Genomic DNA, 22,564 nt, shown 5'->3' on the forward strand with positions numbered 1-22,564 from the left:
TTACCTCCTATAGTTTTTATTTTTTCATTAAATCGAGCCCTACTCTTGCAGCTTCAGCGGCGTTTTCTGCAGTTGCATCGGCACCGATCTCATCAATCCATTTCTGAGTTACAGGAGCTCCTCCGAGCATGACCTTAACCTTGTCTCTGAGACCAGCTTCTCCAATCAGATTCATGAGCTCTTTTTGGCCGAGCATAGAAGTGGTCATGAGTGCTGAGCCTACGAGTAAAATCTGGTCATCTTTCTGTTTTTCGATTTCTTCCAGAACGTTGTCATCAGGCACGTCTACACCAAGGTCAACGATGTCAAATCCATTAGCCTGCAGCATAGTAGTTACCAGACGGTGTCCGATATCATGAATGTCTCCTTCTTGGACGAATGTAACAGCAGTTCCTATTCTTTCTTCGCCTTCTCCTTTTTGCAATTCAGGTTCAATGTATTCCATTGCACCCTGCATTGCTTTGGCAGCCATCATAATCTGTGGGAGGAAAGCTTCACCGCTTTCGAATTTGTCACCGACAACCTTCATACCAGGTGTCAGACCCTTGTTGACAATTTCTACGGCTGATAAACCTGCATCAAGTGCTTCTTTTGTCAGGTTTTTACATCCTTCTATGTCCTGGTTTATTATAGCATTTTTAAGTTTTTCAAATTGTTCTTCTTTGTCCATTATCTCACCTTTATTTATTCATTGTTAATAATAGGTATATAACCCCATGTAATTACAATGCAGTAGAATTAATTGAATTATTATGCTATATAAGCATTTTTATATTTATTCGTTATTTTGTAACTATTTTGATTACATTATGGAGTTGTTATAAATAAACATTTCGCTATCAACATACCAGTTTTAAAAATAAAATGAAAAACGCAATTTTTATTTTCACAGTTTTTTATTTAAAAATTATACAAACAATTATAAATATCTGTATTACCGGAACTCTAATCTTATCAGGGATTCAAATTCGCATAAAAACTGATATGCCGATTATGATTCCGTCAAGTAGGAAAATCCATTCAAAACTGAGATACGGTGTAAGTACTCCTGCAAACAGTGGCATAAGTCCAAGACCTGCATAAGTACAAGTGTTTAAAAGCCCCATGGAAAGTCCGCGGTTGACATTTAAATGTGATACTGCAATAGGCAATCCTACCATGCCTGATCCTCCACCTATGCCCATTATAATAAACCCTGATATGGGATAATTAATAGCAATGATGGCACCAGCAGATATTATTATTAATCCTGCTTTTATCATGGTATTATATTTAAATCCTGATCTTCCGATAAGGAATGATGTAATCATAGCACTAACATATAAACTGGCTATCGTGATACCAAGCATTGTTTTTGATAAAAAATCTTCACTATAATCTGGATATAGAGCTACAAAGACGGTAGGAGCTCCAAAAACAAAGAAAGTAAGTATCCATATATTGATATAATTACCATTAAACAGTGTATAGAAGGTATCTTTAAGTTGTGTATATATTTTTATCCATGTATTCTCAATTTTATCATTTATGCCCAGTCCTGGATTATTGATTTCTGTTTTGGATTTGTTCCACACTGGAATTGCTACGATGAATAATATACCTGATATTGCTGTAAATAATAGGATACCATTTTTAAGTCCTGTTGATGTCAGAACACCAGATATTGCTACTCCTACAGCAAGTCCAGCATTTAATAAAAAACTAAATTCTCCAAAATACTGGTTCCTTTTTGTATATCTGGAAAGCATTGAAAATGCTGCTGGAAAGAATGCTCCACATGCTGAACCTTCAATTATGCGAGCAAACAGTAGTATCCACAGGTTGTTTGTTATCAATATAAGGTATCCTGAAACAAAAGTCATCAGGATACCAAGCATTATGAAACGTACATTTCCATATATATCTGTTAGAATTCCAAAAGGTATCATTGTGATAAGGGCTGCTATGAAATATGTGGAGAAAAGTAAACTTGAAATCATGGGGTTATTGCTGTGATTTGCGGCTGCAAGTTCGGGAAGTATTGGTACTACTGCATCAGAGAGTCCCATCATAACAAAAATTGTTGTATATATTAATATTCTATATTTGTCCATAGTTAATCATTCAGCCTATGCAGGATATTTACCAATTTTAACTATCAATAGGTAACACAATTTATAAGAGTTCCGACCAGTAAGGTTTTTATTACTTATATTGTTATTTACTCTCATTAATAAACATTTATTTAATCGTAATTTTTATAATATTACTTTTATTAAAATAATAACATCAATCAAAAATATATTATATAATAGTTATTTTTTAGTAAAATTGTTATTAAATAATTATTATAATATATTTTTTTCAATAAATACTTTATAATGTATATAGCAAAAAAATAAAAGCACTGTTAAGAAGTGATAATTATAAATGTTTTTTTAATTAAATATGATAAAAATTTAGATTTTATATTTTTATATGTCTATTTTTATATTATACTTTAGGTATTGTACAGTGTAGGGGTATTAAACTAAAAAATGCATAAAAAACATAGGGGTGAATTAATAATATGAGGTAAACATTGTCTATATTCATTCATAATGTAGTTAAGAATGAGATTAGGACATAGTATTAAATGTGCATTTTCGGGCATTTTTTGCTGTTTAATGGTGGGGTTGTCGGCATCAAATCCTATATTCATATAGTCTTTGTAATTAATGAGTGAACTAAAATACATGCGTTTGTATTAATCATTTTTTAATCTTATAGTGTATAGGAACAGATGGTGATAATAACTCTGTCATGGAGCATTTATAACTTAAAGTAATTAAAAATGGTTATTTATATTATATATATTGGCTATTGGTCGGAAATTTGTAATCCTCAGTTTTTATCCGAACTAAAAATGAACTAATTAGTATTAAAAACAAATTAATATTATATGTTTTTAACATATAAAAATAGTTATCATTTTTTGACTTGATGAATATGATTTAAATGTAATAATTAATTGTTACATTATAATTTTTATTTATTTGTAACTTTTAATTGTTACAGTTAAAAATTTATTATTTATTATAATAATAAATTATATATAAAATTTAATTAATAAAAATAAATGTTATAAAAAAGATGTTAACAGAACATAATTCAAAGTGAGACTTGATAGGTATAAATAAAAATAAGTTTATATAGTCAACCTTATACCAAAAACATCCTCAAAATCTTGATATTTCTTCCTTGCACGGTATAGATATTGACGGGTATATTCTTCCCCACGTGCTTTTGCAAACATTGCTTCGATTTCAGTAGGTGAAAAGATGGTTCTCATTTGTTTAACAGGTATATTGTTTAACATTTCCAGTTCATTATATCCATCAATATCGTTTGTATTATTTTTTTGAGATTTAACATCTTCTGATTGTTTTAAGGATTTACTATTTAGCATTTTCAATGGAATTTCATTCTGCCAGTCCCATTTATTGTTAAAAATATTAAGATACAACTTCTTACATGATACACATTCGGTAACAACCAGATAGCAGTTTTTGTATATGTGGTAGCTTATACTTACCATTTCAAAATTACAGGTACTACATGTACCGATTTCATTTTTTTCGAACTTGTAGGCAGGTGTAATATATCCATTTATGTAGAGTGTCCCAGTCTCAATGTGATATTTGCTCTCCATATATTTCACCAAATTTAAATAATATTTTACACTTATAATATATTAATTAGTAATGTGTAATTATAACAACATTTACTTACTAATAAATCAATAAATCAATAAATCTATAATAAACCAGTGCAATTGCAGGAGGGGATTATAGTGGATTCCATACGCTCTAAAATAAAACAGCGATTGCAAAAATTTGTTGAGCTCGATACAAGTGGTCTCAGGAGTAGCGTATTGTCATTTTTTTTGAAAGAAAAAAATGTTACAGTCGATGATCTCTATGAGGCTATTAAAACAAAGTTTAATATATCCAGAAGTTCAGTCGCTTCAATGGTGGGATATATACATTCTAAACTGGGTATACTCAGAGCTTACAAAGAATCATATAAAACACATATGGTATATACATTAAAAGATGAATATGTCGATTTGATAAAGTCAATATTGTATTCAAAATATCGTTCAGCTAACTTGGATACGTAATTTTAAATTGTAAAGTGTAACTAAATATGTCGTACGTAAAAGATGCACCAAAGACTTCAACAACTATCGTTGTTCGTTCAGATTCACACGGCCGTATAACGCAGACAAGGGACCCATTTTATAGCTTAATGCGTAGACTGTTCCAGGAAGATGCTACAGCAGAACGCGGTAAAGAGTTTATTTTAATGATTGAAGAACGCCAGAGAAATGGGAACCCATTAAAAACCAGTGAATGGAAAGATATTATTAAAGAACTGGATATAGGGCGAGCATCATTCTATTCAATGAGAAACAAACTTCTTGGAGCAGGTCTTATAACAACAAGGAATCAAGAATACCGTTTATCAGGTCAGTTTAGTAAAGAATTAATGGATATGGCTAAATGGTGGTGGACAGCCGTTTTGGGTGATAATCCTGAGAATATGGATAAATAAACCAAAAAATTTATAATTAACATTTACAATCTATGTGAGCAATAGCGAATGCAGCCCGGTAGTGTAGTGGTCAATCATACGAGGCCCTGGACCTCGTGACCTCGGTTCGAATCCGTGCCGGGCTACCATTTTAATTACTAATTTTTTATTTTTACAACCAAGTAAATAACCTTATATTGCCAAACTTTAAGAATTTATATTTCAATTAATCAACTATGGAAAGGTTATCTACTGGGATTGATGAACTGGATGGAAAAATATCAGGTGGTTTTCCCAAAGGTAAAGGTATAGTTATCACAGGTTCATCGGGAACTGGGAAAACTATTTTTGGATTGCAATTTTTGAACAAAGCATGTCATGACGGTAAAAAATGTACTATAGTAGCAACAGAGGAAACTCCTGAAGATATACTTACCCATGCAGATGTATTGAATTTAAGTTTAAGGGATTTCTACAACAATGGATATCTGGAAATCGTGGATACATACAGGAAACGTGCTTTTGAGACAGAAGAATCAGATATTAGAGGTGCAGGTTTAACAATCGAACGTATAGACCTTGAAGAACTCCCCAACCTTGTATCAAACGATTCCGAAGTAGTTGTTATTGATAATATAGGTGTATATTCCATCGGTTTAAGTACCTACGAATTTAGAAATAATTTTGATACATTAACTTATGAACTTTCTGAAAATGGATATTCCGCGCTCTATGTGATGGATGAAACTGCGCATAACCTTACCTATAATCTTGCTGAATACTCAACATTTGGTTCTATAAAACTTATGATTAAAGAAAATCCTTATACTGAAAAAATGGAACGTTATATGTATATACCAAAAATGCGTGATACCGAAATATCACTCGAACTTATGCTGTACGATATCACTTCAGGTGGTATTACCCTATTGGAATCCAATATGGATTTATAACCTGTATTAAAACTGATATTATAAAGATAATTTATATGGCTGTGTACTAATTTTGGACTTTAGATTAAATATAATTCTCTTTTTTGTTAAGCAATTATATTTCTAATAATAATTAATTAATTGTTTTTCTTAACTTTTTAAATATCATAACTCTCTATAATTTATTGCTACGTTGAAAGTAATATTGTGGGGGGTTAATTTTGGTTAATACACCAATTATGGATAGTTTATATAATATGGTTAGTCAGATGATAGAGTTTATACCACTTTTAGTTGCGATAATTGTCCTGTTAATAGTGGGGAGATTTGTTGGTAAAGGTCTTGGAAAACTTGGTTCCAGGATACTGGAAAAAATAGGGTTGGATATTTTACTTGACAAGACCGCCATTGGCAAAATGATTAGTAAATCTAATATAACAACGACTGGATTTTTTGATACCATCATACGCTGGTTTGTCTATCTGGTATTTGCTGTAATCATTATCGATTTATTGCAGATCCAGATTGTTAGTGATTTCCTGACAGATGTTATAGCCTTCATACCACTAATAGCATCAGCAGCTATTATATTGGTAGTTGGATTCCTTGTTGTTGACTTTCTGGCTGACCTTGTTAAGAAAGTGCTTGAGACGACAGAATTGAATGATAAGGTTGCAGAAAGTCCTATAGGAAATGCAATAAAGGCAAGTGGGACAAGTGTTTCCGGAATAATATCTGGGCTTATAAAGCTGTTTGGTTACCTGTTATTTGTAACAGCGGCACTAAACGTCCTTCAGCTGAGTATAATTGCAGACCTTGTCGGAAGAATTGTTGAATACCTACCAAACCTTGCAGCAGGTATATTAATACTAATTGGTGGACTTCTTGCCATCGGTGTATTTGAAAAATATCTCGATAATTTCATGAAAGGAATGAGTATTGAAAGTGCAAATGTTCTTCTTCCGATGCTAAGAGGGGTTTTACTCCTTCTGGTGATTTTCATAGCATTGGACACAATGCTTGTCAATATCGGGGTATTCTATGTTATACTCCAGCCACTTGCCTGGGGTGTTGCAGTTATAATTGCGTTCAAATATGGTATAAAAGATGCCATCGTTGCATATGCAAAAGAGAGAAAACAGGAGGGATAAACTAATATCCCTTTCTTTTTTTTACCAGCCAAAATATAGTTTAATTTTAAGAATTAGAAATCATATAATTTTATACTATATTGCACTTTGTTGCAAATATTTTGTCTGACAAATCCAATTAATCATAAGTTTCTAGTTTGGTAATAATAACTTATAAGCTTTGTAATGGCAACAGCCAGTAAACCAACGGCTGATGCAGTCAGTATTACCATGATTAGATTTTGTTCTTCTGCAAACCACATCATACCATAAAAAAGCCCAGCACTTAATGCTATACCTATCGCAACAAGCAATATAATCGGATTTTTATTTGGTTTGTCTGTTATATCGCTCATGTCCTATCAACTTGAACTGATTTTATATATAAATTACGAAGATGGGGTAACAGGGGTACGTGAAAGCCAACGGTTTCTAACCGTTGGATGAAACAACCCCGTTGGTTATTGATTTTTCATCATAATTATTTTATTATATCAGCCCGTATCTTTTAATAGAGGCGATGATATTTGATACTGACTTATAAAATCAAACATAATCGGGATTTCTCTGAAGAACTTGCAAAAGCTAAGCAAGTAGCTGAATATGGTATCAAATATCGTACTCGTTCGTCTAAAGATGTCAAGCATATCGGATTGAATTCGGCTATTTCTAATCAGATTCTCAAGAAATATGCTAAAGACAAATCCGCTAAAAAGGTAACCAGTGTTAAACTGACAATACCTAACCAAAAAATCGAACTTAGAAGAAATGAAAGAAAGATAAGGATAACTCCTTTAAATTTAACTCTGAAATACCATTTCCCTGATAATTTTGAAAAAATCAACCAGATTGAAGTCGGTGAAAAATACGTTTATGTATCGGTGACCGTACCTGAAAGAGAGCAAATCGAACCAGAGAATTATCTGGGTGTCGATTTGAATACAACCGGACATATAGCTGTGATGTCGAACCCGAAGACCGGTAAAATCTGGAAACTGGGTAAAAAAGCACAGCATATACATCTGAAATATAAAAACGACCGTAGGAAACTACAGGTCAAAGGAAAATACAAGAAGGTTAAACAGGTCAAAGATCGAGAATCAAGGATTGTCAGGGATCTGAACCATAAAATCAGTTCCAAGATTGTGGAAACCGCTGCTGCCAATAACTGTGGTATCAGGATGGAGAACCTGAAAGGTATAAGGGATTCTGCGAAATGTAAAAAATCGTTCAAATACTCCCTGCACAGCTGGTCGTTCTATCAACTACAATTTATGTTGGAATACAAAGCCAGGCTGCTTGGAGTCAAAATTGAATTTGTAGAACCCGAATATACATCACAGGATTGCAGTAGATGTGGTTATCTGGGTATTAGGTACGGTGAAGCGTTCAAGTGTCCTCATTGCGGGCACGTTGATCATGTGGACGCAAACGCGGCGTTCAATATAGCTATGCGCTCCGGTGATCAATGCGGTGCAGACAGAGATGCATCGTACGGGAGTACTGGCGCCCCGCAAGTGGCAACGGTGTGACGCCCACCGACCACAGAACCCAACGGATTTATCCGTGGGAGTACGTCAGTGCACACGTATTACAATACCTCTCAACAGCCTGCCAAGAATATCCTTGCCGGTAATTATTCGCTTCTCCTCTGTCTCTTTATTCCAGTAGATTACAAGGTCTTTATCTATAACATCATCTTCGGCATGTTCGGGGAATACTATTAACTGGTTGATTACTTTATCAAGTTTTGTATCAGGATTTCTTACTACAATGGGTCTGTGTGCATATTTGAAAGGATTAAAAGACCCGGTTTTGTATATGACATCCCTCAAAAATGCATCAGAGTCAAGTACCATAACTGGCTCATCATCAGAATCGGTAATTATAACCCATTTTTTATCCGACTTTTGCAGTTTCTGCAGAAATGGATCTGATGGGTCTCTGGTGATATCAGGAAATACCGGACGATGATTTTTAAAGGGTAACGTGATAACACTATCAGGATCAATAATTGAACCTTCTTGGGATATAGATATATCATCAATCTGCAGGAAATTAAGCGCTCCAAGACCCTCCATCTTACTAATCTCTGTTCTTGAGGATTCAATATGTTTTTCAAGCATTATCCTGAGATACTCTTCTTTGAAAAACTGCATCCTTTCTTTACCAAGCCACTTGTCCAGCAAAATTGCAGATGGTTTGGCTACCGGATAGAAGATTACCTGATAGATTTTGACAATTGGAACAAGGTGTCCGCCTACCTTTAAAGCATATCGTGTAAAATATGCCTGAGGTGCTATCTCTCCAAACAATGTTATACTAAATGTGGAAAACAGGAATGCTGTGGCTCCCGCCATTATAGAATTTGTAAGTAGCGTAAGCAGAACATTAACAGACATATTTCCCCAGAGAAGGGTTGTCAGTAGAAAGTTAGCATCCCGTCTCAATTGTAGGATTTTGATAGCGTTTTTGTGTCTTGTTTCAGCTTCAATTTCCAGCCCCAACCGGCTTAATCCAAAAAGTCCTATGGTAAGACCAGAAAATATCGCCGATTGGGATAAACAGAAAATGATAAGTATCCATATGATTATAGGGTCCATGTTATTTCAGTATCCTTTATTTTCTAATTCATTTATCACCAGAGCATTTAATCAGAGTGTTTCATTTTAGTTTTTAGATGGTTTACGTCATTGTAATTGATATTATTTTTTTAATTTTTCCTCAGTTTCAAGGACTTTAAGCGTAGTTTTCATCAATGCATCCGGATTTAATGATATAGAATCAATCCCTTCTTTAACCAGAAATTCTGCAAACTCGGGATAATCACTTGGTGCCTGTCCACAGAGACCACTATGGCGGTTATTTCTTTTAGCCCCCTGAATGGCTGCACATAAACTCTTCTTGACACCTGAATCTCTTTCATCGAATTCTTTAGAGAGTATATCTGAATCCCTGTCAATACCGAGTGTAAGCTGGGTCAGGTCGTTGGAACCTATTGAAAAACCATCAAAAAACTCGCTGAATTCATCGATTAAAAGGATGTTGTTTGGAATTTCACACATGACATAGACTTCAAGACCGTTTTCTCCTCTTTTTAAACCATTGTTTTCCAGTTCTTTAATAACATTTTCACCTTCTTTAATTGTTCTGCAGAAAGGAATCATTATAACAAGGTTGGTAAGTCCCATTTCATCTCTAACCCTTTTCATAGCTTTGCATTCAAGTGAAAAACCTTCCCTGTAATTATCATGGGTGTATCGAGAAGCGCCTCTAAAACCAAGCATAGGGTTATTTTCTTTAATTTCAAAATATTCGCCACCGATAAGATTTGCATACTCGTTAGATTTGAAATCACTCATCCTAACTACAACAGGGTTAGGATAGAACGCGGCTGCAAGCATACCAACACCCTGTGATAGTTTGTCCACAAAATATTCTTCTCTACTGCTATAGCCGGCTGTAAGTCCATCAATTTTTTTCATGACATTTTCATCTTCTATTTTTTCAGGGTGTATCAGTGCCATAGGATGAACTTTGATATAGCTGGAGATAATAAATTCAAGTCTGGCAAGTCCCACACCATCGTTTGGAATTCTTGCATATGAAAAAGCTATTTCTGGATTCCCGATATTCATCATCATTTTTGTTTCGGGTCTTCCCATTTCTTTTAGGCTGGTTTTTTCGACATCATATGATAGTTCACCATCATAAACATAGCCTACGTCTCCTTCTGCACAACTAACCGTTATTTTATTTCCGGTTTGGATTTTTTCAGTTGATTCAAGGCCATTTTCATCTACTGCACCGACTACTGCGGGAACCCCTAATTCCCGGCTAACGATTGCGGCATGGGATGTCCTGCCTCCTTTATTTGTCACAATCGCACCTGCAGTTTTCATGACGGGTTCCCAGTCGGGAGTTGTGGTGTCAGCAATTAGTATTTCTCCGGGTTTAAATGAGGAAAGTTCTGATACATCAGATATAACACGGGCTGTACCAGAAGCTATTTTATCTCCGATACTTTTACCCTTTATAAGCGGGCTTGATTTTTCTTTTAATGTATAGGTTTCCAGAACATCGAGATCTTTCTGGGATTGAACGGTTTCGGGTCTTGCCTGTACTATAAAAATCTGTCCTGTTTCGCCATCTTTTGCCCATTCAATATCCATAGGTTGTGATTTTTTGTAATATCTGGAATAGTAATCCTCGATTTTGATGGCATAACCTGCAAGTGTTAATATTTCATCATTGTTTATACAGAACCGTTTCCTATCAGCATCAGGAACGTTTACGTTTCGGGTCAGTGTCTTTGATTCGCCTCTACCGTAAACCATCTTGATTTCTTTGTTCCCAAGATACTTGCTGATGATGGAGCTGTATCCTTTTTTAAATGTAGGTTTAAACACATAAAACTCATCAGGATTTACCTGTCCCTGAACAACATTTTCACCCAGCCCATAAGATCCTGTTATCAAAACCACATCTCTGAAACCGGTTTCAGTATCAAGAGTAAATATAACTCCACTTGAGGCAAGGTCTGATCGAACCATTTTCATGATGCCTATAGACAGTCCCACCTTGAAATGGTCAAAATTGTTGTTTTCTCTATAAGTGATTGCCCTGTCTGTAAACAGGGATGCAAAACATCTGATGCAAGCATCTTTTAAGGAATGATATCCGTGAATGTTTAGGTAGGTTTCTTGCTGTCCTGCAAAAGATGCATTGGGAAGGTCTTCTGCTGTGGCTGAACTACGGACTGCAACATCGGTATTAGGTCCATATTGTTCACAGAGATAGTCATAGGCTTGTTTAATTTCATCCCACAAATCCTGTGGAATACCAGCATCAAGTATCAAATTGCGGGCTTTCTTTCCTCTTTTAGAAAGGTCTGAGACATCGGTTATATCCAGTCCATCCATAGTTTTTTTTAATTCATCCAGAACTCCGCCTGATTCAAGAACATGCCAGTAAGCATCTGCTGTGACGGCAAAGCCGTTAGGTATGTTTATACCTTCAGATACTAATTTACGATACATTTCACCAAGAGATGCATTTTTACCCCCTACAACAGGTACATCATCCATTGTTATTTCTTCAAACCATTGTATGTATTTCATAATCACTCCCTTCAATTAACAGTTGCAATTTATTGGTATATAGAACGATTGTTTTATTTATACCTTAATTTTCATTAAATCAGTAGCGATTTCTATGCCCTGTACAATTTTTAAGTTATTTTTAAGATATTCTATACTTTCCTGTTCGTGACCCTGCATTTGTGGATAAAGATGTGTCAGATACAAACAGGAGACATTAGTATTATAATAGTTTATGTACCCATCAAGCATGTCGGGTGTTGTGTGGTACGTCACTTCAAAACCACAGGGGAATGAGCATTCATGTATCAAAAGGTCTGCATCCTGTGATAAATCCATTATCGATTTGCAGGGTTCTGTATCTCCTGAATATACTATTGTACTCCCTCCAGATTCAATCCGATATCCAAGCGATGGAACGCTATGTACCCCTTTTGAACATGTTATTTTACAGTTGACCCCATCAGGTGTAAAGGTATCTCCTGCAGAAACCTCTATTATATTGGTATCGGATTTGCCTTGAAGGTATCCGTAAATTTTCAGTAAACCTGTCATCCATTCATTTGTTCCTTCTGGACCATAGATTGTAATGTTGGTTTTATCACAGAGCCAGTTGGCTTTTATAAGACATAACACATCTGCAACATGGTCAAGATGTAGATGGGAAAGAACCACTGTGTCAATGTCTGTATGATTATATCTGCTCTCAAATATCCGATTTAAAATACCACTTCCGCAGTCAAAAAGGATGGGTTTTCCTTCGATTTCTGCTATAATCCCTGACTGTACTCTATCAGTCTGTGGGATGGCTACTCCTGTTCCAAGAAACGTTATGTTCATATTACTACTATAATAAGGCTTAAGTAACTTAACTTTAATCATGGGTGATGTTCGATAAAAACTATAAAACCCCTACTGTATATCAGGCTTTATTCCGCAGGTTTTAAAAACCCCTTTGTATATTCAATGGTTGTATTCAATGGTTGAAATCAAAAATAAAATTACAACCTGCGAGGGTTGCCGAGCTGGTCAAAGGCGCCAGACTTAAGATCTGGTACCGAAGGGTTGCGTGGGTTCAAATCCCACCCCTCGCATACTGTTTCGAATTTTATATAAGATAATGATAAACATCTAAAAATACATTTTTAGGTAATATTATATATAGAATTATAAAATTTCAATGTTAGAAGTGTGATTTCATAGTGTTCCAGAGAGTATCCATTTTTTCCTGTTTTGTACCAAGTGGGATTTCGCACCCTGTGGAAAGAATAAATCCTTTATTTGGAGCTGCTTTAATGCAACTTTCTACTTCATTTTCAATATCATCTAATGAACCATTACCAAACACATTAGGGTTGATGTTGCCCATCAGACAAGTTCTGTATTTTTCAAAGTCTTTAAAACAATATCTGGGTCCACAACCAATGTTTTTATGATTGTGGTTTTTGATACATTCAACCCCATAACGGTTCCCAAGACTGCTAACATCACCAAATGCAAAGTTCATTGCATCTGGTTTCATAGATACATCCTTTTCATGGAATGCATGCTCAGCGCAGTTGTGAGAAATAACATACCCGCCATTTTTATGAATATGATTATAGAGCTTTTTTGTATACTTCAGAGCGAATTCATCAGCCATTTGTGGGCTGAAAAGGTCAGCTGTATTTTCTCCATTTTCAACCAAAAACCCATCCACTCCTTCTTCCAGCATACGATCAGCATATAATATAGACCCATCGGTAAGCCTTTCGAGAAGGTAATGAACATTTTCTTTTTCCATAATCATTTCCTCACAGAGCTTTACCATTTCAAGAACCTGGGTGGCAAGCATTAAAGGGGACATTATGCTTCCTGTGATGAAAACCTCGTCATTAAGTTCTTTTTTGAGTATACTAACGGATTTAGAAACGGTTTCTATTCTTTCGGATTTTTTAATATTTTGGGGTTCAATAGTATCGTATTCCTTAGAGGATTTCAGGGCGTACTCAGCTACAGTAGGATATCTATCCTCTTTTATATTTACTATAGTTCCAAGAGCTTCTGCTTCCACAAGCAGGCAACCCCAAGGAGACATCACGTTGTCATGATGGTACATCTCTCTTGCAAGCATCTGAGCTTTAGCGATTCCCTCTGAAGAATAATAAACATCTTTCATACTGGTATTCATACGTTTTAAAACTGCATCTCCTGCTCCAAACCACAAATAGCCATATGGAACCCTGTCCACATCTTTCATTTCAAGGGCGTTAATAAAACGCTCTTTTGACGTCATTTCTTCTCTCATTTATTCATACTCACATTGTGTATATATCTAAACAGTTGGATATTACTTTTGGCATTAAAAAAAGGAAATGGATTTTTAGCAATATCCTTCAGACCCAAGTTGCCAGTAATCTATTATCTGTGAAATATCTTTAAAGCTCAATTTTCCGGCATAATAATCATTAATAGCTTTTGATAGTTCACTTCTGTCTATTACATAGTCTTGGTTAGAATCATATGAATGATATTTGGATATATCAGATTCATTCTTTGAGGCTGTCCACGTCATTGTAATTGATAAACTTAGTAACATTAGATAACTAATTTTATTATCAGTTACATTCGTGAGATATACTCACCGGGTGTAACGCTACACCCTCTATCCCATCTAAATCAGGGATTGCTTTTTTCATAATATTATAGGCACCATTTACATCGGCATTGATTATAGTGCCGTTAGATGATCGGAAAAGCCCTCTTTTAATTCTTTTACCAAGATAAGAAGTCCTTCTCTCAACTGGTTCACCATCGAGGAACGAACACTTCGATGTATAGGATTCTTCTTGCTCAATCACTTTCAATCCAACATCTTCGGCTTTGTATTTTAGTTGTTCAAGAAGTCTATGAAATGGAATCTGCGTGAACTTTTGGTTGTTACGCTTACCCATATCCACTTCTTGTTTCCACCCTTCGTTATATCCAATGACTAGTGTGCCGATGTTGTGTTTGACACAAAAATCAACAACCCTTTTACTTGCTTTATGGAAGAAGTCATTGATTTTCATTTTATATTTATGGTATAGTTTTTTTAGTTTTTTGCTGTTTTTGATGCCTAATTTATCATAAATGGATTTTAGTTTTCCAGATTTTTTGTTGTAGAACTGGTTTATTGATTTTGCGACTCCGCCCTTAATAACAATCGGTTTTTCACCGATGTTATTCACCATAGTGACGATATTATTAATCCCCAGGTCGATACTGGCGATGTTTTCTTCGTTTGGATCTGGTGTTTCTAAATCCTTCTCGTAAACAATTTCACACTTATAACCAACACCCATAGGAATAATTCGAACTTGATTTAGTTTAGTGTCATCTGTAAGACGAGTTTCTACTTGCAGGTTCGTTTTCTTCGGTAACTTGAGGACTCCGTTTTTTATCTTACACTGTTGGTTCGTGAAAGTGAGAATATTTTCGCCATTTTTCTTTTTATATTTTGGTGGGTTGGGTTTTGAATAGTAATTTTCTGGGTTCTTTTCCCAGTCTTTAATTGATTGGAAGAAAGATATCCAGTTTTTATCCATCAGTTTTAGTGTCTGTTGTGCTGTTTGTGTGGGTAAAACAGAATAATTTTCAGTACCTTTTAACTGTTTATTTAGTTCTTCGTATCTTACCCAATCACCATCATCATTTAGAGATTGTTTAACTATGAAGTTTGCCTGGTTGTATAAGTTCTTGGAAATATGACACAACCAGCTAAGGTTTTTATCATAATTTAGGTATATCGTTTCGGTTCTTTTTACCATAACAATCTCCATGATGAATATAATTGATTAATTGATTATATTTTCTGTTATCAATTCTTATATATTTTACTTATAAAGTATACTATATCCACTCTTTTGTATCAGTATAATCACCATCAATAGTCATCGCTTTTACTCAGTATGTTTCTGGTGAGGATTTACTAACAACATAAGTTGAAGTATCTACATTGTCAGATGTCTTTATAATTGTTCCGTCAACAAACCATTTGATTTCACATGGTTTGTTTGTATTTATATTGAGAGAATTTCATTCATGGATTCGTCACAATAATTTGTTTTATTTCTAACTATGTTTTTATGTGGGAAAATTATTTTTCTCATATATTAAAATAAAACCATAAGCAAACATATACATTTGACAATTTTATCTTTTTTAATTAATTTTTCAATTAAGTTGGATCAGGGTTGTTTTTAGGGATTATTTATTAAATAGAGATTTGATATTTATTTCAAGCTTTAATTTATTTTTTATAATCAGTTTTATATTCCATAGCATATAATATATTAGTAGAGTGGATAATATGAAAATCATCAAAGGCAATAATCTGGGACTGGGGATTAAATGCGATTATATGGCAGTGGGAAACTCCGTAGAAGAGGTCGAAGAAAAAATATTTGACCATTTAGAAAAAGAGCACAAGGAAACACTTGATAATTTGGATGAGGATGACATCAAAGACCTCAAATACAGAATATCAACCCTTGCAGGTCGAAGTTGTGGATGTGGAGCGCTTTAACCGTAGAGCGGGAAGTCTCCCTGCGAAAGCTGGAAGATGAGAGCGTCCAATAAATATGGTTTTTATTGTAAAAAAGCTAACGGATAATAACTTATAAATATTTTCAATATTCATAATAAATTATGTATCAGACTTTACTGGTACGGATTATACCTACATCACAACAGGAAGAATTATTGTGGATACTGTCTGAGAAATGCAGGTTGCTGTACAATTTTGCTCTTGCTGAACGCAAAGATGCTTATAGTAATGGTACAAAAATCAGCTACATTAAACAGCAGAACGATTTACCAAATACCAAGAAACAGTATCCTGAATATAAGTGGGTGTATTCCAAGGTATTGCAGTCTGTACTGAAACGACTTGATGCTAACTACAAATCGTTCTTCTCATTGAAGAAAAACGGTGATGAAAACGCAAGACCACCCAAATATCGCGGAGTGGATTATTTCTTCACCATGACCTACAATCAGTCTGGATTTGAAATTACTGATTCTAAAAGTAATAAGATAGCCTATAACAGTACCGATACTACTAATTATCTATACGGTGCAGATAAGCCTGAATATACTGAAGATGATGAAGTTTTTATCAGTTTTTCACACAATCATCCATCTGGATTGGAGTTGAAATTCGGTTTGCCTGCTAAAATCCTTTATGACAGGATACTGAGAGTAGCTGATGAGATTGCACAGGTCGGGATATATCAGAAGAAAGATGGAGGATATTATCTCAGTATCACATATAATGTACCCTGTCTGGATTTCAAACACAATGACAAATACCTGGCTATGGATATTGGTGTCAGTAAACATACCATGGTTGATTCTGACGGTAACCTTAGAGAGATGATTAATAAGAGACCGGATAAATACTGGGAGCCTAAAATCCAGCAGATACAATCCAGATTGGATCACTGCAAGAGATACAGTAAGAAATGGTACAGGTTGAAGCGCAACCTGAACAGGATGAAACAGAAATCTTCCAACCAGTTGAAGGATTTCCAGCACAAGAAAACGAGGAACATCATTGACAATACAGATGCAAATGTTATAATCATCGGTGATTTGTCAGCCAAACAGATGGCATCGAGCAAGAAAGGAGATAAGAAATCCGATAAAAGCACACACCGCGGTACCCATAATTCAGCTCACATCTCAAGATTCGCTCAATTTCTAACACTCTAAATCAAAGATTTAGAGTTATCTTTAAATCTGCGATTTAAAGAACCTATAAGGATGTAAAGATAGGTAAAAGAATTATAGAAATTGATGAATCATATACCTCTCAGGACTGCTGTAATTGTGGTTACCGACAGAAGATGCCTCTGTATGAAAGGAACTACAACTGTCCCTATTGTAGGCAATCAATGGATAGGGATAAAAACAGTGCTATAGTGATAATGGAGAGATATTTACGCCAGAATGCCCTGTGGACGGGCTATCAGCGGTTCGCTGATAATCTGCGACAGACAGGCCTGTTGATCGGGATGATTACTCAATCATTACCGGGATGATACGGGTATTCGCAGGAAGCTCCGCCTGAAAAGGCGGAGTAGTTCACGGACAGATAATTTGATACACATTAATTCCTGAAAGCGTGAGAGCCGTAATAATTACACCTGATAACAATATTCCAGCAACTATTGCAGGAAATGAATGTTTTTTTTGAATTCCAAATATAAAGGCTGCCACACATCCAGACCATCCACCTGTCATTGGAAGTGGTAGAGCCACAATCGGTACAAGAGCAATCGTCCCGTATTTTTCAAATTTGGCTGAATGACATCTGTGAGTTTTGGAAAACAACTTTTCGATTAATGAATCCAGAGTTTTAAACCTTCTCAATTTACGGGTTAAAACATCAAGTGATGCCAGAACAGGATATATGGGGATGATATTGCCGATAACCGCCAGACAATAACTGACCAATGGATTCATTTTGTATACTGTTATTGCAATAGGTATAGCTCCTCTGAGTTCAGGAAACGGCATCATACTTATACCTATAACAGAAAGCCAAGATGGAATTGTATCTTCTATCAAGCAGATAACATCGTAAAAAAACATATCTAATCCGCCTTTATAATCTACAACATCCAGTTTATAAAATTAATTATTGGTCACTTTATTTTATTGCTTCTGTAAATGTATTGTTTTAAAAGATAAACTAAAATATGAACAGTTTTTATTAATAATTGGGGAGTTTTAATGAAATCCAGCACCATTATTTTGATAATTATCCTTGCAATTGTTGTTGCGGGTTCAATTCCTTTATTGATATATCAACTATACCCTCCAAACATCGATGAAAACTCATATGGTCCTACAGGACCGGGAAGGTCTTATCAGGACCAAAATTTAAAAACCAGTTTTGAATCAAATGGTGAAACGATTTACTATACCGGATTTAATAAATCGGGCGATAAAATCCAGATAAGTTCTGGACCTCATTGGGTCTATGTTCATGGTGGAAGTTGTGTTGATTGTCATGGTGCAGATGGAAAGGGAAATAGACCGATAAGGATGAATTATAAAATACCTCCTGATATAACCTATAGTGCACTAACTTCTGATGAGCATGACGAGCATCCAGTATATACAGATGAAACTATAAAAAGAGCGATTAGAAAAGGAATAGACCCTTCTGGAAACCTGCTTGACTCTACTATGCCAAGATGGCACATGTCTGATAAAGATGTAGATGATGTAGTAGAATATTTAAAAAAGCTTGATAATTAACATTTATAATCAGTTGATGTAATTAGTTCTGTCATTGTCAATTTCCATAATACAGGTATCAGTAAGTGGTAACATTACATTTACTATAGTTCCAACATCTTCCTCACTTTCAACCCATATACTGCCGTTATGAAGCTCAATAATTTCTTTACATATATACATCCCGATACCTGTACCGCCATGATTTCTTGTCATTGACCCGTCAATCTGGTAAAAAAGTCCGAAAATATTTGGTATCAACTCTTTTTTGATACCTATTCCATTATCCTCTATTGTAATGTGAGCGTTGTCATCTTCTCTAAATCCGTATATTGTTATTGTTCCTTCACAGGGTGTAAATTTATTTGCGTTATCAACTAAATGAGTAAACACCTGTTTTAAATAGTCCCAATCTCCATAGATTAACAGTTCATCTTCTACGGATGTTTTAACATATTGGTTTTTTTTCTGTATTTTGGGATTGAGATTTGATACGATATTGTCTATCAGTCTTTTTATTTTAAATGAATGAAATTGATAACTGGATTTTTCAGTATGTAGGACGTTTAAATAAAGAAGTGATTCAATAAGATGTGTTAACTGGTCACAGCTTTGGACAATAACATTCATACCCTTTTTTTGTTTTTCATTAAGTTCTCCCAGTGTTTCGTTGTTTATCAAATCGCTATAGCCCTTGATATGGGTTAGTGGAGTTCTTAATTCATGGCTCAAATTCGCTATGAACTCATCTTTCATTTTATCCAGAGATTTGAGTTCTTCAGTATATTTTTCAAGGGCTTTTTTGGCGTTTTTAAGTTCGGTAACATCCAGAAGTGAGCCTATTACTCTGGACTCTCCGGGAACTATACTGACAACCATATTAATGTGATGCTGGTTACCATATCGGTCTAAAAAACGGTATTCATATTTGTTCGGTGCAGAATATGGGTCATGGAGTAATTTTTTGTAATTTTGGTGCAACCGTTCTATGTCTTCTTCTGCTACAAATTCCATCCAGTTCTTTTTTCCTTCTATCTCTTCTTTGGAGTATCCTGAAAGTCTTTCAAATTCTCTGTTTACAAGGGAAAATATATTGTTGCCATCTGCAATTACAGTGGCTGTGCCAGTTGTCTCAAAAATAGTTCGATATTTTTCCTCATTCTCTTTTAATTGTTCTTCCGTAGCCTTGCGTTTGTTGATATTACGTGTTGAAAAGATGATTTTTGATTCATTTTTAATATCATCCTGAACAAGTATTCCGATAGTTTCCACCCATATGTAATAACCCTTTGCATGTCTACATCGGAATTCAGCAGTTGATGAGTCTACATTTTTTAAATCTTCATTGAACTTCTTTTTTATTTTCTCTACATCATCAGGATGAACAAAGTTAAAAACTGTTTCACCGACAATTTCTTCAGGTTTGTATCCAAGTATATGTTCATGGGATGGGGTGGCATATTCGATAATTCCGTTTTTATCGGTTTTTGTAACCATGTCCTGCATGTTTTCTGTTATTTGGCGGAACGATTTTTCAATTTCTCTGTATTTGGTACGGTCATCACCTGAACTCAAAACTCCGATAATGTGTCCGTTATCATCTTTTAACACTGTATTGTTCCAGGATATAATTCGTTCTTCACCATTTTTTGTTAATATTGGAATTTCAAGATATTCGGATTCCAGTTGCCCAGAATGTAGTTTTTTGACAGTGTTATTAAAGGAATTATGGTATTTCTCAGGAATAAATTCGTATATGTTCCTCATCAAAATGTCATCTTTATCGTGTCCGAGTATCTCACAACCCTTTTTGTTAACAAATGTGATATTCAGGTAGGCATCGATCACCAGAATAACTACACCAGCCACATCAAGATATTTTTTGTTTAGTAATTTTTCTTTTTCAAGTTCGCTATAATATTCATGAAGTTTGGATTCCATTAATTTATAGTCGGTAATGTCCTGGGTGGCACCATACATTAGATATGGCTCTTTGTTCTCGTCCAGAACGAATTTTCCAATGGATTTAACATATCGTAGTTGTCTGTCGTTGTTTCTCAGGATTCGATACTCTATATGATAATTATTATAGGCGTTTTCCAGTGCATCATTTAGTGATTTTTTAATTTCTGGTAAATCATCAGGAAGTGCAACTGATAAAATGTCTTCTATTGACTCTGGATCTTCAATGAATCCTAAAATACGTTTTAATTGATAAGATGGATTTATGTTATCGTTCTTGATGTCCCATACCCAACTCCCGATATTTGTCAGCTTTTAAGCTTCATTATGGATAGATTCTTTTCTGATGCTTTGTTCATCCAGTTTTTTAATTTCATTGACTTCATTACGCAGTGCATTAATTTCTTGTATAAGTTCTTTTTTAGTTTTATTTTCATCCCGCATCTATCACTTATCCTTAACCAGATTGTATATACAAAATAATAATATAAATTATATAAATATATTCTAAAACTTTGGGATATATTATAAAGAAGAAAAGGAAATATTACCCCATATAGATTTTTTATCTAATATCAACCGGCTCAGTTTGATGGTTTGTTTATAATTTTATTTTAAACCTTTACTTGCAAGGTGGTATGATAATATCTGTTCAAGCCCTTCCAGATATTGACTGATATCTATTGAACTGATATTTGAAGTTATATTGTTTATTTGGTTGTAATTTTCCTGCCATATTTCAAGGAAATGTTTTTCTATATCGTGTTTTTTTAACAATTCCACCATTTCTTCTTTATTTTTCTCATCCAAGTCTTCTACATTCAGTATTTTGTTTGATATAGCATAGGCGAATATGCCAGAACTGAAATCACCTTCTTTAATTTCTCTTTCCCATGTGCTCAACCAATTACCAATTCTTGCCATTTTCTGGGCTCTCCAGATAACTTCCCTGAGATAGGGCAGGTCTTTAATATCAAAGCTGGGCGATGCCATCAAATCAATATCAGAATAGAGGTAAAAAGTCATGTTGTGGTTGGCATAGATTTCTGCTTCCTTTAAATTAATCAAATAGGGATTAACATTAATAACATATGAGTGGTGGAGGGAATTAAGCAGTTGTTTAATATCGAAAGTAAAAACATCTTTAAATTCTTCATACCTTGGTAAACTCGTAAGTTCTAAGTTTATATTGTCCCATATTTCCTCTGCAAGTTTTATTCGTCTTATTTTGTTAATGTCATTTATGTTTCTGGTATCGATACATTCTTTTTCGAAAGGTATATCCAGACATTTCTCAAGCAGTTCTTTATCTTTGTACTTGTCTGCTATATCATCCAGAGTAGCTACAAAAATCGTAAGAATTGTTTTTAGACTTCCTATATGTTGTGTGTATTCCTCGGGTACAGTTGAAAACATGAACCCTGGATTTCGGGAAGTAGTCAGGGTCTGTACCCAGTTCCAGAGAAACCTGTCTCTGTCTCCACAAATATCTTCATATTTTTCTATATAATATAACATTTCATCCGGGATGTTCATCTCTTTTATCTGTTCCATGTTTTTGTAGAAATCTGGTGATTCTGCAAGCTCTGTTATAGTGTCTATAGGTCTATAGTTCATATTT

23 protein-coding genes, 2 tRNA genes and 1 pseudogene are annotated in these 22,564 nt (G+C 34.7%); 11 read left to right on the forward strand and 15 right to left on the reverse strand.

Translation table 11 applies throughout. The features are described 5' to 3' along the window. Positions 1–16 precede the first annotated feature (16 nt). The 3 genes from METEV_RS05290 to METEV_RS05300 all read right to left on the reverse strand — a co-directional run bounded on the left by METEV_RS05290 (position 17) and on the right by METEV_RS05300 (position 3,670). Positions 17–670 carry a methyltransferase cognate corrinoid protein gene (locus METEV_RS05290; protein WP_013194522.1) on the reverse strand — a complete coding sequence of 218 codons (654 nt, stop codon included), beginning with the start codon at positions 668–670 and terminating at the stop codon, positions 17–19. Positions 671–962: 292 nt separating this feature from the next. Next, entirely contained in the window at positions 963–2,093 is a 1,131-nt protein-coding gene (locus METEV_RS05295; RefSeq protein WP_013194523.1) for an MFS transporter, read from the reverse strand. 1,073 nt (positions 2,094–3,166) lie between these two features. After that, on the reverse strand, positions 3,167–3,670 hold the full coding sequence (locus METEV_RS05300; RefSeq protein ID WP_013194524.1) for a hypothetical protein: 504 nt from the start codon (positions 3,668–3,670) through the stop codon (positions 3,167–3,169). Positions 3,671–3,811: 141 nt separating this feature from the next. Between METEV_RS05300 and METEV_RS05305 the strand changes: the two genes are divergently transcribed. The 5 genes from METEV_RS05305 to METEV_RS05325 all read left to right on the forward strand — a co-directional run bounded on the left by METEV_RS05305 (position 3,812) and on the right by METEV_RS05325 (position 6,637). Then, positions 3,812–4,141, forward strand: a complete 330-nt coding sequence (locus tag METEV_RS05305) for a DUF2551 domain-containing protein (RefSeq protein WP_013194525.1) — start codon at positions 3,812–3,814, stop codon at positions 4,139–4,141. Positions 4,142–4,167: 26 nt separating this feature from the next. Continuing rightward, positions 4,168–4,575: a hypothetical protein gene (locus tag METEV_RS05310; protein WP_013194526.1), complete on the forward strand. Its 408-nt coding sequence runs from the start codon at positions 4,168–4,170 to the stop codon at positions 4,573–4,575. A 52-nt stretch (positions 4,576–4,627) separates the two neighbouring features. Continuing rightward, a tRNA-Gln gene (locus METEV_RS05315) sits at positions 4,628–4,703 on the forward strand. 87 nt (positions 4,704–4,790) lie between these two features. After that, complete coding sequence (locus METEV_RS05320) at positions 4,791–5,507, forward strand: RAD55 family ATPase (RefSeq protein WP_013194527.1); 717 nt, start codon at positions 4,791–4,793, stop codon at positions 5,505–5,507. 200 nt (positions 5,508–5,707) lie between these two features. Continuing rightward, a complete protein-coding gene (locus tag METEV_RS05325; protein WP_013194528.1) occupies positions 5,708–6,637 on the forward strand; it encodes a mechanosensitive ion channel family protein in 930 nt (309 codons plus the stop codon). Positions 6,638–6,759: 122 nt separating this feature from the next. On the opposite strand, the gene METEV_RS05330 is transcribed toward METEV_RS05325, so the two are convergent. Further along, positions 6,760–6,972: a hypothetical protein gene (locus METEV_RS05330; protein WP_013194529.1), complete on the reverse strand. Its 213-nt coding sequence runs from the start codon at positions 6,970–6,972 to the stop codon at positions 6,760–6,762. A 171-nt stretch (positions 6,973–7,143) separates the two neighbouring features. Here METEV_RS05330 and METEV_RS05335 point away from each other — a divergent pair, with 171 nt between their 5' ends. After that, positions 7,144–8,148, forward strand: coding sequence for an RNA-guided endonuclease InsQ/TnpB family protein (locus tag METEV_RS05335; protein WP_013194530.1), 1,005 nt, complete (start codon positions 7,144–7,146; stop codon positions 8,146–8,148). 45 nt (positions 8,149–8,193) lie between these two features. On the opposite strand, the gene METEV_RS05340 is transcribed toward METEV_RS05335, so the two are convergent. The 3 genes from METEV_RS05340 to METEV_RS05350 form a co-directional block, all read right to left on the reverse strand. Beyond that, on the reverse strand, positions 8,194–9,219 hold the full coding sequence (locus METEV_RS05340; RefSeq protein ID WP_013194531.1) for a DUF21 domain-containing protein: 1,026 nt from the start codon (positions 9,217–9,219) through the stop codon (positions 8,194–8,196). Between the two features lie 102 nt (positions 9,220–9,321). Further along, entirely contained in the window at positions 9,322–11,736 is a 2,415-nt protein-coding gene (ppsA, locus tag METEV_RS05345; RefSeq protein WP_013194532.1) for a phosphoenolpyruvate synthase, read from the reverse strand. A gap of 57 nt (positions 11,737–11,793) precedes the next feature. Beyond that, a complete protein-coding gene (locus METEV_RS05350) occupies positions 11,794–12,555 on the reverse strand; it encodes an MBL fold metallo-hydrolase (protein WP_013194533.1) in 762 nt (253 codons plus the stop codon). A gap of 170 nt (positions 12,556–12,725) precedes the next feature. Between METEV_RS05350 and METEV_RS05355 the strand changes: the two genes are divergently transcribed. Further along, positions 12,726–12,809, forward strand: a tRNA-Leu gene (locus METEV_RS05355). A gap of 89 nt (positions 12,810–12,898) precedes the next feature. Here the strand turns inward: METEV_RS05355 and METEV_RS05360 are convergent. From METEV_RS05360 to METEV_RS05370, 3 genes are all read right to left on the reverse strand, one after another. Then, complete coding sequence (locus METEV_RS05360) at positions 12,899–14,002, reverse strand: methylcobamide--CoM methyltransferase (RefSeq protein WP_013194534.1); 1,104 nt, start codon at positions 14,000–14,002, stop codon at positions 12,899–12,901. Between the two features lie 75 nt (positions 14,003–14,077). Next, on the reverse strand, positions 14,078–14,269 hold the full coding sequence (locus METEV_RS05365) for a hypothetical protein (protein ID WP_013194535.1): 192 nt from the start codon (positions 14,267–14,269) through the stop codon (positions 14,078–14,080). 43 nt (positions 14,270–14,312) lie between these two features. Beyond that, positions 14,313–15,503, reverse strand: coding sequence for an RNA-guided endonuclease InsQ/TnpB family protein (locus METEV_RS05370; protein WP_013194536.1), 1,191 nt, complete (start codon positions 15,501–15,503; stop codon positions 14,313–14,315). A gap of 542 nt (positions 15,504–16,045) precedes the next feature. Between METEV_RS05370 and METEV_RS05375 the strand changes: the two genes are divergently transcribed. From METEV_RS05375 to METEV_RS12670, 3 genes are all read left to right on the forward strand, one after another. Beyond that, a complete protein-coding gene (locus METEV_RS05375; protein ID WP_013194537.1) occupies positions 16,046–16,261 on the forward strand; it encodes a DUF1059 domain-containing protein in 216 nt (71 codons plus the stop codon). A gap of 122 nt (positions 16,262–16,383) precedes the next feature. After that, positions 16,384–17,448, forward strand: a complete 1,065-nt coding sequence (locus METEV_RS05380; RefSeq protein ID WP_232216886.1) for an RNA-guided endonuclease InsQ/TnpB family protein — start codon at positions 16,384–16,386, stop codon at positions 17,446–17,448. Positions 17,449–17,528: 80 nt separating this feature from the next. Then, positions 17,529–17,777, forward strand: coding sequence for a transposase (locus METEV_RS12670; protein ID WP_232216905.1), 249 nt, complete (start codon positions 17,529–17,531; stop codon positions 17,775–17,777). 43 nt (positions 17,778–17,820) lie between these two features. On the opposite strand, the gene METEV_RS05385 is transcribed toward METEV_RS12670, so the two are convergent. Further along, positions 17,821–18,306 carry a COG2426 family protein gene (locus tag METEV_RS05385; protein WP_232216887.1) on the reverse strand — a complete coding sequence of 162 codons (486 nt, stop codon included), beginning with the start codon at positions 18,304–18,306 and terminating at the stop codon, positions 17,821–17,823. 165 nt (positions 18,307–18,471) lie between these two features. Here METEV_RS05385 and METEV_RS05390 point away from each other — a divergent pair, with 165 nt between their 5' ends. After that, a complete protein-coding gene (locus METEV_RS05390; RefSeq protein ID WP_013194539.1) occupies positions 18,472–19,002 on the forward strand; it encodes a c-type cytochrome in 531 nt (176 codons plus the stop codon). A 9-nt stretch (positions 19,003–19,011) separates the two neighbouring features. Here METEV_RS05390 and METEV_RS05395 read toward each other — a convergent pair whose 3' ends face one another. From METEV_RS05395 to METEV_RS05400, 4 genes and pseudogenes are all read right to left on the reverse strand, one after another. Continuing rightward, complete coding sequence (locus METEV_RS05395; RefSeq protein ID WP_049890994.1) at positions 19,012–20,961, reverse strand: PAS domain-containing sensor histidine kinase; 1,950 nt, start codon at positions 20,959–20,961, stop codon at positions 19,012–19,014. Beyond that, positions 20,962–21,255, reverse strand: a pseudogene (locus METEV_RS12970) (PAS domain-containing protein); the annotation flags it as partial. Between the two features lie 3 nt (positions 21,256–21,258). Next, the gene (locus tag METEV_RS12850; protein WP_269634945.1) at positions 21,259–21,387 is read right to left on the reverse strand and encodes a hypothetical protein; all 129 of its coding nucleotides are present in this window, start codon (positions 21,385–21,387) and stop codon (positions 21,259–21,261) included. Between the two features lie 165 nt (positions 21,388–21,552). Continuing rightward, positions 21,553–22,560, reverse strand: coding sequence for a hypothetical protein (locus METEV_RS05400; protein WP_013194540.1), 1,008 nt, complete (start codon positions 22,558–22,560; stop codon positions 21,553–21,555). Positions 22,561–22,564 lie beyond the last annotated feature (4 nt).

This window comes from Methanohalobium evestigatum Z-7303 (assembly GCF_000196655.1).
In the GTDB taxonomy this organism is placed as follows: Archaea; Halobacteriota; Methanosarcinia; order Methanosarcinales; family Methanosarcinaceae; genus Methanohalobium; species Methanohalobium evestigatum.